This window comes from Saccharicrinis aurantiacus, assembly GCF_947489045.1.
Classification (GTDB): domain Bacteria; phylum Bacteroidota; class Bacteroidia; order Bacteroidales; family Marinilabiliaceae; genus Saccharicrinis; species Saccharicrinis aurantiacus.
This window is the reverse complement of sequence record NZ_CANLCN010000011.1, coordinates 117,821-135,143: the sequence shown is the minus strand read 5'-3', so window position 1 is coordinate 135,143 and position 17,323 is coordinate 117,821. Positions and strand designations below refer to the sequence as shown.

Sequence of the window (17,323 nt, the reverse complement as noted above, 5' to 3'; positions counted from 1 at the left end):
ATAACTCTGTATCAAAAATTAAAGAAATGAATATATTAATAACCGGGTCTACCTCAGGAATTGGCGAAGTAATTGCTCAACATTTGTTGCAAAATAAATACAATGTAATTGGTACAAGTCGAAACCCTGATGGCGTAGAAGCTAAATTGAGTTATCCATTATTAAAACTCGATATTACTTCCCAAGCATCCATAGATAATTGTATTAACGAATTAGAAGCCAAAGGCATCTCGATAGATGTTTTAATTAATAATGCCGGAATCGGAGTTTGTGGTTCAATAGAAGAAACATCTGATGATTTAGCACGAGAGCAATTGGAAACTAATTTTTGGGGAGCAGTAAACTTAACAAAAGCCATTTTGCCTCAAATGCGTAAAAATAAAAAAGGGAAAATTGTTTTTATAACTTCACTTGCCGGACTTATTGGAGTGCCGTATCAAGGATTTTATTCAGCATCTAAACATGCTTTAGAAGGCTTTTGTAAATCGCTTCGTCAGGAGGTAAAAGAATTTGGTATTTCCATCTCGTCCGTTGAACCGGGTTTCTTTAAAACCAATTTGCACAACTCGTTTAAGTATGCCCATCCAACTATTAACGATTATTCACAAAGCAGGGAAAAGGTATTGGGTGTATTTGCCTATTCAATTGAAAATGCACCAAAGCCAACTGCGATTGCAACAACAGTGCTGCAAATTATAAAAAGTAAAAATCCAAAATATAGTTATCGCGTTGGCAAGGACGGTAAAATGCTTCCTATTCTGCAATTTCTATTTAATTCCTTGTTTGAAAAAGGAGCGCGTAATAAATTCAAACTCCCATCTTAATGAGCAAATAATAAAAGCTATAATAGAGATGCTTACTAAATATTGTAACCTGATTTGATGCATGAACCTTATAAAAAACCAGAATCGCATAATACTCTCAAATATATTTAAACATGAAAACAACTCTTCTATTCTTCGCCTCATTATTTATTATTGTTTCTTGCACAAACAATAAACAGGTCACAATTAGTGTAAAAGCAGAATATACTGAAAGTGATACCTTAACCATAAGAGACTTAACATCCGATAAGGTATTGGCTAAATTTGCAAGCGACAATACAGGACTAACACATACCTTCAATATTGACTATCCGATAGCAGGGGCACTAAGCTCAAAAGTTTTAGATCAGGGATATCTTTTGTATTTACATCCAAATAAAAACATTGAAATTACCATTACTAATAACAAACAAATAAGTTCTAATAATGTCTGTGATTCTCTTCTGAATTATCTACATTTTAGTCAAAACGAATTTTTAGCCACGAATGGAGGTTTCGTATTTACGACAAATAATAATGATTCAATAGCTGCACTTTTCGATCAATTCAGATTAAAAAGAGAAAAAGAAATTTATAGGTTTAAAAATAAGCTAACTAAAGATGAGATAGGCTTTTTAGAATATCAGAATTCTGCAAGAATCTACTCTTTTTTATTCTACTTTGGGAGAGTTGCAAAGCAGCTCGATTTAAAATCTAGTTATTATAATTTTTGTAATAATATTCAGGGAGATAATAATTGGTGTAAAACGCTGCCTGATATTCTTATTTATAAATATGAAGTTGATTTTGTTCGAGAGTATGACTCGATAACTGATTTAGGGGCTTTTATTAAATATATAAAACTACATTGTAACAACAACGATTATTTAGACTTCTTTATTGCAACATATTTAGAAGGTTTAATTTCACATCCATCCTATTGGCCCCAACATGATAAGTGCTTGAATGCAGAGGTTTTGAATGCATTAGTTGAATCGGAAAAGGATAATAAATACTTTTCAATTATAAAGAAAACATCTGACTCTTATTTTCAATCACAGAAAGGGGAACATGCTTACAATTTTACAGCAATTGATAAGCAGGGAAACAAAGTAGAACTATCTGATTTTGAAGGAAAAGTTGTTTTAATTGATGCGTGGGCAACATGGTGTGGCCCCTGTTTAAAGCATAGACCAGCAATAAAAGATTTTGCCAAGAAATATCAAGACAATTCAAACGTGGCCATTCTAATGGTTTCAGTTGATGAAAAAAGAGACCGTTGGTTAGATTTTATAGAAAAAGACAATCCTAGCGGTAATGGTATAGACCTTTATATAAAGAATGGTAGAGAAACTAAATTTGGAGATTCATTTAATGTAAAATCAATTCCAAGATATATATTGATTGATAAACAAGGCATCATCCATAATGCAAACATAGCTGAACCATCAATAATTTTGGAGGAAATGATTGAAAAATTACTGAAATAGGGAGCTCATTAATGTATCAAACTTACTAGACAAATAGACCACAACAGTTCTACAGCAAAAACATCTAAAGATTAACTTTGAGTTTGCATAATTTTATAAATATGCACTAAAATCATTAAAAAAATAAGAATTTTCAGCATTTGTTTTATTAGGTGAATTAGATCCGATTTTCGCATGGGTTTTATTGGTCGATTTTTAAATGAATAGGCAATTAAGAGTATTGATACCATAAGAGTGCTTAAGCATAGAAAAAGCCCCTAAAAAGTTGTAAGAAGTAAATTCGGTGAGATCCTTGTTTTCGGGCATTTTTGGGGTTTTGGTCGGGACATCATCGGGGCATGGTCGGGTCTTGTTCGGTGTTTCTTTGGTCTCTTAGACCCAATGAAGTACCAATAAACAACCAATAAAGTACCAACGCTGGTACGTCTCAGTCTCAACCCGAACCCAATGAAAGGGTATAGGTACTGCATTTTAAAATTTTATTGGTAAGCAGAATCAATAAACTAGACATGGTGCATATTACCACTAAAGCAAGTTCTCTAATAATTTACGCAATGTGAGGGGCGATGTAAGGTGATAATATAAGAGTGATTTTTCTAAGTAGTGAAATGCTTTATACGTTAATCTTAGTATACCAAAAACAATTATAGATTATGAAGGTTCTAAATACAAACAAAGAACTAGTTATTATGAAAACAGCATCACTTACAAAAGAAGTAATCTATAAAGAGGGTAAGCCAAACATACAAGCATTATTGGAAACACCATTTAGCAAGGAAATAAGAATTGTGTTTAAAGCAGGTCAAATTATGAAAGAGCACACAGCTCCCGGGGCTATTGTGGTAGAAATGTTTGAAGGAGAAATTGATTTTGGCGTAGAAGGTGAAGTGCACCGCGTTACGAAAGGCGATTTATTGACTTTAGATGCAAAAGTACCTCATGATTTAAAGGCCATTAAAGATAGCATTGTAAGGCTAACCTTAGCAAAAACAGATAACATAAATAGGGTATTTAGTGTAGTGAAAGATTAGACAAGTTCAATATATAATTGCGTTGGAGGTATGTTTCTTTATAAAAAATTGTAAGACCATTTAATTGGCTTATTTTTGTGGGCAACTATCAGCATATCTCTTATTAAATTGTAGTGATAAATGTATAAGGTACTTATTATTGATGATGACATTACACTTTGTACAATGTTAAACGCTTTGCTCACAAAGAACGGTTATGAGGTACATTTTACCTACGAAGCTAAGGGTGTTTTAAAGTTGGTAGAGCAGCAGTTTTTTGATATAATATTAAGTGATATTCGCTTGCCCGATGCCGACGGCATGGATCTTTTAAAGGCATTTAATAAAATAACGCCGCAATCTCAGGTAATTATGCTTACCAGTTATGCCAATTACAATAATGCAGTGCGTTCTATCAAAGAAGGGGCGTTTAGTTACATACCCAAACCATTTTCGCCATCGGAGGTATTAAGCTTAATAAAAGAAGCTATTGCCGATAAAAAAGTAATTGAACCAGTTGAAAATAAACTAAAACAAAATCCGAATTATATTGAAGGAACCAGTGCTGCCGCCCTGCAATTGGCAAAACACATTCAATTGGTTTCACCCACTCAAATGTCTGTTTTAATTATCGGAAAAAGTGGAACAGGGAAGGAGTATATAGCCAAAAGTATTCATAAGCAAAGCACTAGAAGTGAGGAAGCTTTTATTGCTGTTGATTGCGGATCAATACCGAAGGAATTATTGGCATCGGAATTTTTTGGGCATGTTAAAGGGTCGTTTACAGGTGCCTACGAAGATAAAAAAGGCTATTTTGAGCTGGCCAATAAGGGAACTTTATTTTTAGATGAGGTGGGTAATTTGCCGTATGATAGTCAAATTCAATTGCTACGAGTACTGCAAGAACGACAAATAAAACCAGTAGGGGCCAGTAAGTGGATTAATGTTGATGTTCGTTTGGTGGCTGCTACCAATAACGATTTAAAGCAATCGATAAAAGAGGGCACTTTTCGCGAAGATTTATACCACCGCTTAAATGAATTTGATTTTGAAGTGCCTGCCTTATCGCAGCGTAGGGAAGATATTATGCAGTTTGCAAACTATTTTTTGTACCGATCTAATAATTATTTAAACAAGGATATTAAGGGTTTTACCCCTGAAGTAGTTCAAGCCTTTGAGCAATACGAATGGCCCGGTAACCTGCGCGAATTAAAAAATGTGATTAAACGCGCCACCTTATTGGCTACAGATTCAGAAATTACCATGAATTTATTGCCAGCTGATTTTAGGCATCTAAAACCCGTTGACGACTTTGTATTGAGTAATCCGGATACTGAAAAGGAAACAATAATAAAGGCACTTAAGGCTTCTAATAACAATAAAAGTAAAGCAGCTCGTTTGCTAAATGTTGATAGAAAAACCTTATATAATAAGCTAAAGCGCTTTGGTATTGATTTATAGAAACCTTTGCAAAAGCCTCTTTATCTTGTAGCGTACTCAAGTTTTAGTGTGTCAATATATTCTTGCACCAATTTTAGTGTGTGTGTAGCTTTGGCATAGTAAGTTTTTTTATCGCTGTTTAGTAGCGACGAATCTTCTAGTTCTTCCAACAAAATAGTAATATTACCCTGCTGTATTTGTCGGTAAATATTAAGCATTTTATGTGCTAAATTCACAATGGCAGCACCATCATTGGTGGCAATGTATTTCTCAAGCATCTTTATATTCGCATCTTCACTCTCAAAAAACGATGTTATAATCATTGATTCGAGTTCCTGATTTCCTTCGGCAAAAGCCAATAGGCTTTTTAAACTACCATTATCCGATTCGCTCATTTGCGACTGTTGCTCCGTAAATATTTTTAAGGCTTTGCTGATGGTGTTTTTCAGTTCATTTGGTAAAAAGGGTTTGCGTATAACCGCAAAAAACTGATCGGGATCAAATAAAGTACTATTCGTTTTAAGTCCTGTTGTTGCAATGGCAAGTATAGATGGATTACCCCTCGATTTTAATTTCAGTAATAATTCATTTCCATTTAGTCCGGGCATCTGAATATCGGTAACCAAAACATCAAAACATTGAGGCGTATAATCATGAAGCGCTTCAATGGGATTACTAAAGGCCTTTATAATTGCCCCCGTTTGGTTTAATGTTGCCGTCATCATCTCCAAAAGGGTTTGATCGTCGTCAACCAACCAAATAGTTTTGCCCTTTAAATCGTTAGAAATAGCTATGTTTTCATCTGTTTTTGGCGCCTTTTTAAGATTAAAAGTAATGGTAAATTGGCTTCCCTTATTGGCTTCGCTTTCTACCTTAATATCACCATCAAGTAGTTTAAGCAAATGTTTTGTTGTGCTTAAACCAAGGCCCATTCCTTTTATGTTTGTGTTGGCGGCTTTTCCGCGATTAAAGGAGCTGAAAAGCGATTGCATATCTTCTTTGTTTATACCAAGGCCAGTATCAGAAACAACTACTTTAATGCCATCTGTTTTTTCTCCAACAGCATCAATTTTGGCGGTAATAGAAACACTTCCTTTGGGAGTATATTTTAGGGCATTTGATATAATGTTGTTTAATATTTGCTTTAGTCTAATGGTATCGGCAAAATAATTCTCCTCCTTTATGCCTTCAATATTGTAAGTGTAATTGAGGCCTTTCTTTTTTGCCTTGTGTTGGTGTGTATTAAAAACCTCAGTAAGTAATGTTTTTAAATTTGTGTTGGTACTGTTTAGCTCTAGTTTGCCCTGTTCAAGTTTAGATAGGGTATGCAAATCTTCAATAAGCTGATGGATGTAAACCGATTCGTCGTTAATTTTTCGTAAATATTTTTTGTCCTTTTCGGAGTGAGTTTTTTCGCTTAGGATGTGTGCAAATCCCATAATGGAGCTTAAGGGCGATTTAATATCATGACTTAAGCTGTGCATCATCATTTCCTTGTTTTTAAGCACTTTTTCAATGGTTGATTTGGCTTGCTCTAAGTCATTTTTATAGCGTTGGCTTTTGGTTATATCGCGGAAAATGTTGATGATAAAAAACAAGATGATAAGGATGGCTATGGCAGCAAGTATGTAAATGTTAATGAACGATTGGTTTAGCTTCTCGCGTTGTTCTTCTATTTGTTGACTCGAAGAATCTAATTGCTCTTGTTTTATTTGATGAATCAGTGTGCTGATATCCGCTGAAATATCTTTATAGTTGTTGTAAATAATATCTTTTTGAGCTTTTTGTTTTTCTTCAATGCTAACTATTTCACTTCTAAACTCCGAAATAATATCAATTAATAAATTGCCAATTGAGTCTTTAACATCTACTTTATTTACCAAACTATCTAAAACCATTTGTTTCCTTATGGTTACCTGAAGTGTGGAGTCGTAAACGGTTTCAAGTGGTTTAGAACGTTTCCAAAAATTTCTTTTTGATACGGGAGTATAAGCGGTTTTTAGGTATACCGAATCGTATTGAACAGATGAGTTTTCGGTAATATTTATATTATAAGCCAACGAGTCTTGTTCGGTATCTAAGCGCTCAATGGTTTTAAAGTATAAAGAATCTATACTGTTGGGCGATTGGTATAACGAAAGCTGTTTCAGCTGACTTTGTTTAATTATTAAGAGCATTTTTACGCTATCTAAATGTTGTGTTAATAGCGTATCTACAAATGTGCTTTGAAGCGAATCAATAGCATGAACTATGCTATCGGTTAACTTTTGTTGCTTTAATTCCTGACTTTTATTGAGCTTGTTATGCGGTGTTTTATTAATTGCTTCAGACTTGTAAAGTTGGTTTAAAATATCATTAACCTGTCCAATTACTTGTGTGGTAGAATTGTCCTTATCAAAGCTTTCGCGATAGGATAATATTTCTTGACGCACAAAGTATCCTGCCGAAATAATAAGAATTAGAAAGGTGAAATAGGTAAAAAATATTTTAAATTTTAATTTAACCATTGATTGTGTTTGTTGCTTATAGAGCTTTGGCTATGCTATTTGTAAAAATAGGCTTGTGTTTTGAGGCTTCAAGAGCTGCAAATTACAAGCATATGCGGCACAATTTAAACTGCTTCAGGAGAGTAGCAAAAATGTAGCCATTTATTTTATTTAAATGGCTACGAATATACTTGTTTTCAATTTTAATAGGTCTCTGCCTATTAGTAACCTGGATTTTGAGCAATAGGATTCGTATTGAGCTCTGCTCTAGGAATGGGTAAAATGGCTTTGTTGTGATTGAAATCAATTTCCGATATTTCGCCAAAAAAGTTATCGTGGTCTCTTACTAGTGTTTCTCCATCGCGCAGGGCATCAAAGTAATTGTGTCCTTCGCCCACTAATTCTTTACGGCGCTCATTCATAATCTGTACCAATGAATAATCATCCAAAGCATAATAATCTACAAGCTCTGTTCTTTTCTCCACAAGTGTGTTCAGATACTCAAGCGATGTTTGTTTTTTATTTGTTTTAAACGCTGCCTCGGCTGCTATTAAATAAACTTCGCTTAAACGAGCAATAATATGATTGTTAACAGCCACATAATTGCTTCCATCTTTACCCGGATATTTTCCGAGATAAGCATCTTTAATGGCATCTGTTCTGCCAGAAAGAACAAAATCAGTATTTATTTGCGCTCGTATATCGGTATCAATCTCCTTAATTAGCGATAGGTAAGATGAGGATAAATGAAAGGCTCCATATCCATCGCTTGGCGACATAACATAACCCATCGATTCGCCACCTGCATTATTTTCAGATGTACTTACCAACTCAAAAATAGATTCTGAGGATAAACCAACCTTCCACGAATTTTCATAATCAGCGTAAGCAATTAGTTGGGCCTCCGTATTATCAATGATAGATTTAGCGATGTTGTATGCAAGTTCATCTTCACCCATATACAAGTATACACGTGCTAAAAGTGTGTTGGCAGCCTCTTGGGTAATGCGTCCGTTATGTTTTTCGTTTGCCAATAGCGTAATGGCTTCTTTAAAATCGCTAATGATTTGCTGATAACACTCTGCCACGCTGCTTCTACCTGGTTTTTCTGCAGGGTTTAATAATTCGGTAACAATCGGAACGCCTAATGAAGCTCCATTATCAGCCTTGTAAGCTTTACCAAATAAGCGTGTTAAATCAAATAATGCCAATGCTCTTAAGGCATATGCTTCTCCAATATAGGAGTTGAGTGTTTCTTGCTCGTTTTCTGTTTTTATTTCAATGTTCTCTTTCTGATATAAAATACTGTTGGTTGCCTTAATAACCACGTAGGGTTGAGACCATAAATCTGCGGATATATTATCGGCAGTGGACTGAAAACGGTATTCGTTTGATGTGCGAACACCAATTGAAGTACTCATCATATCATTAGCTCTAACATCGCCAATCCAAAGCATTGTACCACCATAATAATAATGATGTAACATGGCATTGTAGGCACCGTTAAGTGCATAATCAACATCTGATACTGACTTTAAGGCATCTTCTGCCGGTAAAGAATCAGAGGGGTGCATATTGAGCCAATCGTGGCTGCACGAACTGCATATTAGTGCTATTATAATTAGTGATTTTAGTTTTATTGATATGATATGATTTAATAATGTCATCTTAATTTGTTTTAAAGCAATTAACTTTCTGTTTTACGAACTCTTAGCGTGGGTGTTGTTTAAACTTAAAAGTCTACTTGAATACCAAACGTATAGGTTTTCATTGGCGGCAAAGTCCAATCGTTAAGTCCATTAACTTTTACCTCCGGATCATAAATATCATTGGCAGCCCAGGTCCATAAATTCATTCCGCTAAAGTATATTCTCACCCGATCCATATTGATGCTTCGCGTAAGTTGTTGCGGTAAAGTATAACCAAAGGTTAAGCTTTTTAGGCGTATAAAATCGGCCTTATGCATAAAGCGGGTAGAGGCTTCGCCCGATAAACTAGTGTTGCCATATACATAACGTGGTACATCAGTTATGTCACCAGGTTTTTGCCATCTGTCGGCGCCGCTTTCGCGGATAGGTACATACCAGTGTGCGCCATCATTTTCCGATTGATTTACACCACCTCTTGAGGGATCGGCAGCAGTTCTGTCGTAAGTATATCCGCCAATTCGGTAATTAAACATGGCTGATAAATCGAAGCCTTTAAGATGGAAGGTGTTGGTAATATTACCCTCTAATATAGGATCAGTTGAACCTACTATAACGGCATTGGCTTCGTTGTAATTCTCTGTTAATTCGCGACTAATTATATTGCCTTGCTCATCTTGCGTATTTGTGTACCACTGAGCGTTTCCATTTTGAGGATTAACACCAGCGTATTCGCGCAAAAATATAGAGTTAATAGAATAACCTTCGCGATAGATCTGAAAATTAGGCCAAGGAATCACATCATCGTATAATTTAGTGATGGTGTTTTTTACTTGCCCCATTACTACGGAAGTAGTCCATTGAAAATTTTTATTGGTGATATTATCTGTACTGATGCCTAATTCCCAACCTTTGTTATTCATGCCTCCATAATTAACCAAGGTGTTTTTAAAGCCTGTGGTGTGCGAAATGGGTACCGATAAAATTAAATCTTTGGTTTCTTTATTGAAGATATCGAACTCGATAGACATAAAATCCAGAATTCGGATATTGGTTCCAATATTTGCCGCATAGTTTTGTTCCCAACGTAAATTAGGATTGTTAATGCTACTATACATGCCACCAATATTGCCATTGTAATTATTGCCAAATGAGTATAATCCCTGACTTGCATACCAGTTATTAGGCAGGGTGCCGTTTGTTCCGTACGATCCTCTGATGCGCCAATCGGTTAGCCACGTTGCTGAACTTAGAAAGTTTTCTTTTGATAGGTGCCAAGAACCAGAAACAGACCAGAAGTTACCAAAGCGATTGTTCTCGCTTAGGATGGAACTACCATCGCTACGATAACTTGCAGATAAGTAATACTTATCATCAAACACATAATTTACACGTGATAAATAAGAAATTAAGCCTCTTTCGTTTTCCGAACTACTGGCAGCAGTTACCTGTCCTGCATTTTTAATATGGTATAGCTCACTGTTGGGGAAATCTATCCCAGTCATGGAGCTTACTCTATCTGTAGTGTGCTCCACTTCATACCCTGCTAAAACATTAATAGAATGCCTATCGTTAATGGTTTTATTGTAGGTTAAAATATTGGATGAGGTAATGGTTTGCCAATATTTACTATTCATTTGAGTTTTACCATTGGTAGCTCTACCATCGCGAGACTCGCTAGGATTGAATTGAGTAAAATCAGTAAAAATTAAATCGATACCCAATGTACTTTTAAAGTTAAGGTTGGGCAGTAAATCGTAACTGGCATTTAAACTCGATAAACTTCTTTTGGTAAGCGTTCGGTTAATATTATTTAATGATTGTTCGTAAGCAATATTAGGGTAACCATTGGGTAAATTTTCGTTGTAAGTACCATCAGTGTTATAAATGGGTAAAGTAGGACTTAAGAAAATATTCATGCCGTACACTGGGTTGGTAAAATAGCTAGTGCCATCGAGTATTCCGTTTTGCTCAGAGGCCGATAATGTGGTGTTTACTCCAAACGAAAGTTTATCGCTCACCTTATGGTTAATATTTACTCTACCAGATAGTCTATCAAAATCAGAACGCTCAACAACACCCTCTTGTTTTAGGTAAGATATAGAGGTGAAGAAACGGGTTTTCTCATTTCCGCCACTTGCCGAAAAATCGATATTTTGATTCACACCAACTCTAAAAAGTTCCGATTCCCAATCAGAATATCCTCCATTTGGGATAGGCGCAATGCCATCCAATGTTGGGCCGCTTATGCCTGAATTGCCATTACCATCAACGTGGCTTGCGGCTTCTTCGTACGAATAGCCATTGTCGGTATAATAGTTAATTAAACCTTCACGTTTTATTTCTCTCTCAGTATCTCCATCTACTTGACGTACCATAGGCATTGCAAAATCAGAAAAACCATATTCTGTTTTTAATTTAAACTGGGTTTTATTGTTTTGTCCTGTTTTGGTGGTAATTAATATAACGCCATTGGCAGCTCTCGATCCGTAAAGTGATGCTGCAGCCGCATCTTTTAGTACGGTTATGTTTTCAATATCATCAGGATTAATAGAGCTCATTACATTGCTCGACATAGTGCTTGATCCCGATAAATCGCCACTTACAACAGGCACTCCATCAATTACATATAATGGTTCTTTCGAACTTGATATTGATCCGGTTCCTCTAATTCTCATGCTCATACCGGAACCCGGTTGCCCACTTGTATTGCCAACACTTAAACCTGCTACACGTCCTTGTAAGGCTTGAGAAACATCGGCCACAGGTAATTCAGTGAGTTCTTTCGAACTTAAACTAGCTGCACTACCCGTAAACGATCGTTTTGAAGTGGAGCCGTAGGCCACCACCATTATTTGTTCTAGTTCTGTCGTCTCCGACTTTAAGAATACCTTAAGGGGTTTATTGATGTTTTTCGCATCAATTTTAAACGATTGCGGAACATGTCCGATGTATGATACATCAATTAGAACAGGTAAATTGGATAACTCTAATTCAAAATTACCATCAAAATCAGTTTGTATTCCATCGTGTGTGCCATTTATAATAACCGCAGCACCAACAATTACTTCACCGGTATCATCCTTAACATTTCCTCTTAACTTTTGCCCCTGAGCTTGTGCTGATATATTTACGGTAAGGCAGAGTATAATTAAAAGCATTAGTAAGATGCTTTTGTGTTGCTTTAATTTAATAGTGCTGCGAACGAGGCTCAAATTCATGTTTTATTTTTTTCAGTTATCTACTACTTGTTTAGCCTAAATAGTGCCATACTTCTTGCTTTAGGTCTAACTGATTGTAGCTTAGTTTTATGAAGTGTTTTTATTTGATTGGCACTGTGTGGATGTTGTGGAATTTACTGTGGAATGTGTGGAATATTTCTACAGTTTTGTGGGGTATTAGTGCTTTGTTATGAAATTAAATATTGTGCTATGTTCAAATTGCATTGCTTATGGAGATACATTACTATACATTTGCAAACTCATTTTCATTAATCTTTTATGCTTCAAATTATATATCAAGATGAACATTTGGTGGTAATAAATAAGCCGCATGGTTTGTTAGTGCATCGCAGCCCCATAGCTGCCGATGCGGAGGAGTTTGCGGTACAGATGTTGCGCGATCAGATTGGGCAGAAGGTATTTCCGGTTCATCGAATTGATAGAAAAACATCAGGCATTTTGGTTTTTGGTTTGAGTGGAGAAATTGCACGCCTGATTCAGGAGCAGCTCGAAGACCATGCTACCAACAAAACCTATTTAGCCATTGTAAGAGGGTATTTTCCTGAGTCGCTCGAATTGGATTATCCCTTAACTAACGATACGGGTAAAGTACAAGAAGCACTAACTCATTTTAAATGTTTAAAACATACCGAGGTGGATGTGCCTTTCGGTAAGCATGCTACCTCGCGTTATTCCTTAATTGAGGCTTATCCTAAAACAGGACGTATGCATCAAATCAGAAAGCACCTAAAACACCTGCGTCATCCTATTATTGGCGACAGGCCGCATGGCTGCAACAAGCAAAACCGTTTGTTTAAGGCGCAGTGGAATATGACTACTATGATGCTTCATGCTCAAAAGCTAAACTTAAGCCATCCCATAACAAATGAACCTTTGCACTTGGAGGCGCCTTTGTTTAGTACCTTTAAGGAAATGATTGGCACATTAAAATTAGATTGAATAGATATAATATCCCCAAAATGACAACGATAAATACTCCTTTTGAAGAAATAGTGCGATCACGACGATCAATGCGTCGTTACGACCAAACAGTATCTTACGATAAATCCATTGTAAAGAAGAGTCTAGAACTAGCCATGCTTTCGCCCAACAGCAGTAATATGCAATTGTGGGAGTTTTACCGAGTGACTTCTGATGAGGCCAAAAAGAACATTGCACATTTCTGTTTAGACCAAAATACGGCTAAAACAGCTAGCGAGTTGGTGGTTTTCGTGGCTCGCCCTGATCACGTTAAACGATCAATACAACACAATCTCGACTTAGTAAACGATGAAAATAGCTTTGAAAAAAAGAGTCATCGCGAGCGCAGAAGAACTTATTATAGTAAAACCATGCCTATGTTTTACTCAAACGATTTCATGTTTATATTCAGCCTGCTGAAAAAGTTATTTGTTACCCTTATCGGGATGAAGAAACCAATGGTTCGTGAGGTTACTGCCATCAATAAAAAAGTAACCATCCACAAGAGTGTAGCTTTGGCAGCACAAACATTTATGTTGGCAGTAAAGTCTTATGGTTACGATACTTGTCCGCTTGAGGGCTTTGATTCCAAGCGTATAAAAAAGTATTTAGGCTTACCCAAAGCTGCAGAAATAAATATGGTTATTACAGTGGGTAAAGGTACCGAAGAGGGCATTTGGTATCCGCAAAAGCGCTATGATTATGATGTGGTTGTAAAAGAGGTATAAGCGAAAATATTATAGCGGTATGCACAATGTATAGTTAATATTAACTAGCTGTGCATACCGTAATTTCTATTTTTATATATCCTAATATTGGGCTAAAAAGGAGTTTAAATTCTGGCTATGTTCTAGTCCTAATTTTTTTCTTAACCGGGAACGTGAAACTTTTACACTTTCAGGTTTTTGATGGAGAATATAAGCGATGTTTTTTATGCTCATGTTTAACTTTATTAATGAGCAGAGTTTAATTTCACTCATACTCATTCCTGGAAAATCGCTGAGTAATTTTTTAACAAAAAACGGATGGGCTGATTTAAACAAAAGTTCAAACTGAGTCCAACTGTTCATTGATGCCCTATCTTCTACTAGCTCAATAATAGAGCTTATCTGCGCCGAATCTTTTTTACGAAGTACTGCAGTTTCTGCAAAAGCCTTGAGTTCTGTTTTTAGCTTATGTAAGAATTCGTGAGACTTTTCTAAATGTAAGGCTCCCTGAATTAATTCTCTATTTTTAGAATTGATGTCAGATAAATGTTCATTATTGATAGTAAGGGCTGAGTGTATCCTTGCTAATAATTCTGTTTTATCAAAGGGCTTCCTCATATAATCGACTGCGCCTGCTTCAAAAGCCATTTTTAAGTCGTCGGCATTGCAATTAATACCTGTTAGCATAATTACAGGTATTTCTTTTGTAAGCGTATCCTCTTTAATGGATTGTACCAAATCAATACCTGATTTACATGGCATATCCCAGTCCGTGATAATTAAATCGGGATTCATCTCTATGGCAATGGTAAGTGCATTATTGGCACTATTGGTTTGATATATAGTGCATTCTGGTAATGAATCTTGCAATGTTTTAGCAAGTATCTCTAAACTCTCAATAGAGTCATCAACAATGAGTATCCTACTATTTAATTTGTCTATCCAATTCATTTAAGGTATCTGTGTATAGTTGTTCATCACAAAGTTTAACTGCTTTTTTTATTTCCGAAGATATTTCGTCTAACTGTTTATTATTAACATTCTCAAAATACTTAAGGCTCAATTCTATTTCGCTTACCTGATATATTTTTAATTTCTTAAGTTCTTCAAGAGCCCTGCTAAGGATCTCATGATATTCTTTATTGAATTTATAACCGGGTCTTTCTATTGTTATTTCTTTATAGTAGAACTCATCACTTATGGTAACATAGTCAATTTCAAAATTAAATGCAGCGCCTCTGTTAGAAATATTATTTACGCCCATTTTTCCACCATGCGCCTCAATTGCCATTTGGCAAAAGGATAATCCTAATCCTGATGAAAACAGTTTAGTGGGATGTATGGCCTTATTAATATTAAAAAGATCGGGAATTAATTCTTCTGGAATACCCATGCCGCTATCAGTAACAATAACTTTCAGTTTTTTATTGTTAGTGTCTATTTCTGATGTAATTGAAATAACGGTATTTGTAGGTGAGTTTTTAATGGCATTAGAAAGAAGATTAATTAATACCCGCTTTAATATTTCTTTATCCGCCTCAATTAAACAATCATTCTCAATGTGTGCTTTAAAGTTTATGTTATTAAATTTTAAAGGAACATTCATTTCCTGTATTACTAACTCTATTAAATTTGATAATAGAAAAGATTCTTTCTCAATAGATTCAATGTTGTTTTCAAATTTATAGATGTCCATTACATTTGAAATTAAACTTAACATGCTATTCCCTGCATTCTCAATCAAACTATACCTTAGTTTATCTGTACTAATGGTTTTATAATTCAGAATTAAGTTCAAAGGGTTTTTTAAGTCATGGATAATCATATTTGTTATCAACTCTTTGTGTTTCTGCAGCGAAATGATTTTCTTATTTTTCTCTATTAAATCATCATTCTGAGTTCTTATTTCTGCTAGCTGAATATCAATGATGTTCTCAAGATTTTTATTGATATGATCAATCTCTATTTGTGCCTTTCTCATTTTACTTCTTTGCCACAGAAGAATTACAATAGATATAGCCTCAATAAGCGCGAGTAATAGAAATACTGAAATTGGAATCCAATAATCCCAAATTGTTTTTTCTTTATTAATAATAACTGCTTCCTTGCTAATGTATTTTCTATTGATGTTGTATTTGTTTAAGGCTTTATTGTTATAAATAATTTCTGATGGGTTTATTTTATAATTCTTATTTGTAGATGTTTTACTAATTAGGGTACTATCTATACAGGCTCCAGATAGATATCCAACCTTTTCTAGGTTTGTGCAACTACCTCCCACAACATCATCTATAATAAAATGAGATATGCTCACAAACATTGGAATATTTCTATTTTTACTAATTCTTTCTAGTATGTGAATAGGAGCAATACCAACGTTGTTATTAATATAAACAGACAAATAAAATGCAGCAGAATGTTCTGGTGCATTATTGAGTATAGTTTTTATTTCGTCGGGGGTTCTATTATCGAGTATTTCAACATTAATATTAGATGAATGTAGCTGAAGTTCTTCTTTAAGTCGCAGATGGGTATACTTATCTATAATGCAATAAATATTTTCCACATCAGGAATCAATTCTTGAATTTGATTAAAAGAATTATTAAAGTTAGTTTGAGCTTCGATCTTAATAAAATGATCCGGAACCTCCTTAATATCATACATGCCGCCAATGTAAAACGTTGGGATAGATTTAAATTCTTCAGGAGCATAGTTCAATAGCCAATTAATTACATCGCGTTCTACACAAACAATTGCATCGGGTAAATTATTGTGATACTTAATCTCACAAAGGCTAGTAAATGTCTCATTATAATGATCAATATTTGCAGTTATTGAAGATCCATAGTTTTCATATAAGATGCGTGCATCTATTTCTTCATTGGCAAAATAGTTTTGAATGCCCAGGTTAAAAAGTGCTACCGCTGGATAGTTTTGAGGTTCGCTATGTATTACAAGTATATTAGTTGGTGCCTTGTTTGCAAATAAACTATTGAAGCAAAATAGTATAAGAATGCTTAAAATAAATGACACTTTGTTTCTTAAAATATTTATCACTTTAATTTTTATTTGGCTCTATTTTTTACGGCTGCAAATTTTAAAATAATACCTATAATATTCTAGCGAACATAGCTTTATTGCAGTTAGCAAAAGGTTAACAATCATTGTGCCGAAGTGAAACAATAACTTGTTTATTTTATTGGTTAACCTCTTGCTAACCTTTTATTTGTGCTGCTTTTAAAACAAGCATATACTTTTGTAATAGAATAAAGGTGGCTTTATGTTACAACAAACAGATTATTGGTGGAGGTACAAGCGTATATTTTCTATGTAGGGTTATGAATGGATAAGTGATATTTAAATTAGAGAGTTGTAAAGCGTTTGTTTTGTTTAAAACATTCTTAGCATCTGATGGAGTTTGTTAAGAATGGTTGTAATGTATGAGTCACCTTTATTTTAATAATCTTACATGTACATATAGTGTTTTGAACTGCAAAAGGCAGTAACAGTATATGGGCTTGTAAAGGTGCTCAAAATT

The 17,323-nt window shown here is 34.9% G+C and carries 11 protein-coding genes; 6 read left to right on the top strand and 5 right to left on the bottom strand.

Going from position 1 to position 17,323, the window contains the following annotated elements; all coding sequences use genetic code 11:
* Positions 1 to 26: 26 nt before the first annotated feature.
* The 4 genes from QMO11_RS13850 to QMO11_RS13835 all read left to right on the top strand — a co-directional run bounded on the left by QMO11_RS13850 (position 27) and on the right by QMO11_RS13835 (position 4,764).
* A complete protein-coding gene (locus QMO11_RS13850) occupies positions 27 to 824 on the top strand; it encodes an SDR family oxidoreductase (protein ID WP_282037826.1) in 798 nt (265 codons plus the stop codon).
* Between the two features lie 113 nt (positions 825 to 937).
* Positions 938 to 2,293, top strand: a complete 1,356-nt coding sequence (locus QMO11_RS13845; RefSeq protein ID WP_282037825.1) for a TlpA family protein disulfide reductase — start codon at positions 938 to 940, stop codon at positions 2,291 to 2,293.
* Positions 2,294 to 2,946: 653 nt separating this feature from the next.
* Positions 2,947 to 3,324: a cupin domain-containing protein gene (locus tag QMO11_RS13840; RefSeq protein ID WP_282037824.1), complete on the top strand. Its 378-nt coding sequence runs from the start codon at positions 2,947 to 2,949 to the stop codon at positions 3,322 to 3,324.
* 120 nt (positions 3,325 to 3,444) lie between these two features.
* Positions 3,445 to 4,764, top strand: a complete 1,320-nt coding sequence (locus QMO11_RS13835) for a sigma-54-dependent transcriptional regulator (protein ID WP_282037823.1) — start codon at positions 3,445 to 3,447, stop codon at positions 4,762 to 4,764.
* Positions 4,765 to 4,784: 20 nt separating this feature from the next.
* Here QMO11_RS13835 and QMO11_RS13830 read toward each other — a convergent pair whose 3' ends face one another.
* The 3 genes from QMO11_RS13830 to QMO11_RS13820 all read right to left on the bottom strand — a co-directional run bounded on the left by QMO11_RS13830 (position 4,785) and on the right by QMO11_RS13820 (position 12,096).
* Positions 4,785 to 7,250, bottom strand: a complete 2,466-nt coding sequence (locus tag QMO11_RS13830) for an ATP-binding response regulator (protein ID WP_282037822.1) — start codon at positions 7,248 to 7,250, stop codon at positions 4,785 to 4,787.
* A 200-nt stretch (positions 7,251 to 7,450) separates the two neighbouring features.
* Entirely contained in the window at positions 7,451 to 8,896 is a 1,446-nt protein-coding gene (locus QMO11_RS13825; RefSeq protein WP_282037821.1) for a RagB/SusD family nutrient uptake outer membrane protein, read from the bottom strand.
* Between the two features lie 65 nt (positions 8,897 to 8,961).
* Positions 8,962 to 12,096, bottom strand: coding sequence for a SusC/RagA family TonB-linked outer membrane protein (locus tag QMO11_RS13820; protein ID WP_282037820.1), 3,135 nt, complete (start codon positions 12,094 to 12,096; stop codon positions 8,962 to 8,964).
* Between the two features lie 279 nt (positions 12,097 to 12,375).
* Here QMO11_RS13820 and QMO11_RS13815 point away from each other — a divergent pair, with 279 nt between their 5' ends.
* Both QMO11_RS13815 and QMO11_RS13810 read left to right on the top strand, forming a co-directional pair.
* On the top strand, positions 12,376 to 13,056 hold the full coding sequence (locus QMO11_RS13815) for a pseudouridine synthase (RefSeq protein WP_282037819.1): 681 nt from the start codon (positions 12,376 to 12,378) through the stop codon (positions 13,054 to 13,056).
* A 20-nt stretch (positions 13,057 to 13,076) separates the two neighbouring features.
* Entirely contained in the window at positions 13,077 to 13,805 is a 729-nt protein-coding gene (locus QMO11_RS13810; protein WP_282037818.1) for a nitroreductase family protein, read from the top strand.
* An 81-nt stretch (positions 13,806 to 13,886) separates the two neighbouring features.
* On the opposite strand, the gene QMO11_RS13805 is transcribed toward QMO11_RS13810, so the two are convergent.
* Both QMO11_RS13805 and QMO11_RS13800 read right to left on the bottom strand, forming a co-directional pair.
* A complete protein-coding gene (locus QMO11_RS13805) occupies positions 13,887 to 14,735 on the bottom strand; it encodes a response regulator (protein ID WP_282037817.1) in 849 nt (282 codons plus the stop codon).
* Positions 14,710 to 16,842 (bottom strand): sensor histidine kinase, encoded by a 2,133-nt coding sequence (locus tag QMO11_RS13800; protein WP_282037816.1) that lies wholly within the window; start codon positions 16,840 to 16,842, stop codon positions 14,710 to 14,712. The genes QMO11_RS13805 and QMO11_RS13800 overlap by 26 nt, the downstream gene beginning before the upstream one ends.
* Between the last annotated feature and the right edge of the window lie 481 nt (positions 16,843 to 17,323).

Excerpts from the sequence above, each read along its gene's own strand:
- QMO11_RS13835 (WP_282037823.1), top strand. The coding sequence starts at position 3,445 with ATGTATAAGGTACTTATTATTGATGATGACATTACACTTTGTACAATG.
- QMO11_RS13810 (WP_282037818.1), top strand. The coding sequence starts at position 13,077 with ATGACAACGATAAATACTCCTTTTGAAGAAATAGTGCGATCACGACGA.
- QMO11_RS13840 (WP_282037824.1), top strand. The coding sequence starts at position 2,947 with ATGAAGGTTCTAAATACAAACAAAGAACTAGTTATTATGAAAACAGCA.
- QMO11_RS13815 (WP_282037819.1), top strand. The coding sequence starts at position 12,376 with ATGCTTCAAATTATATATCAAGATGAACATTTGGTGGTAATAAATAAG.
- QMO11_RS13825 (WP_282037821.1), bottom strand. The coding sequence starts at position 8,896 with ATGACATTATTAAATCATATCATATCAATAAAACTAAAATCACTAATT.
- QMO11_RS13805 (WP_282037817.1), bottom strand. The coding sequence starts at position 14,735 with ATGAATTGGATAGACAAATTAAATAGTAGGATACTCATTGTTGATGAC.
- QMO11_RS13845 (WP_282037825.1), top strand. The coding sequence starts at position 938 with ATGAAAACAACTCTTCTATTCTTCGCCTCATTATTTATTATTGTTTCT.
- QMO11_RS13850 (WP_282037826.1), top strand. The coding sequence starts at position 27 with ATGAATATATTAATAACCGGGTCTACCTCAGGAATTGGCGAAGTAATT.
- QMO11_RS13830 (WP_282037822.1), bottom strand. The coding sequence starts at position 7,250 with ATGGTTAAATTAAAATTTAAAATATTTTTTACCTATTTCACCTTTCTA.
- QMO11_RS13820 (WP_282037820.1), bottom strand. The coding sequence starts at position 12,096 with ATGAATTTGAGCCTCGTTCGCAGCACTATTAAATTAAAGCAACACAAA.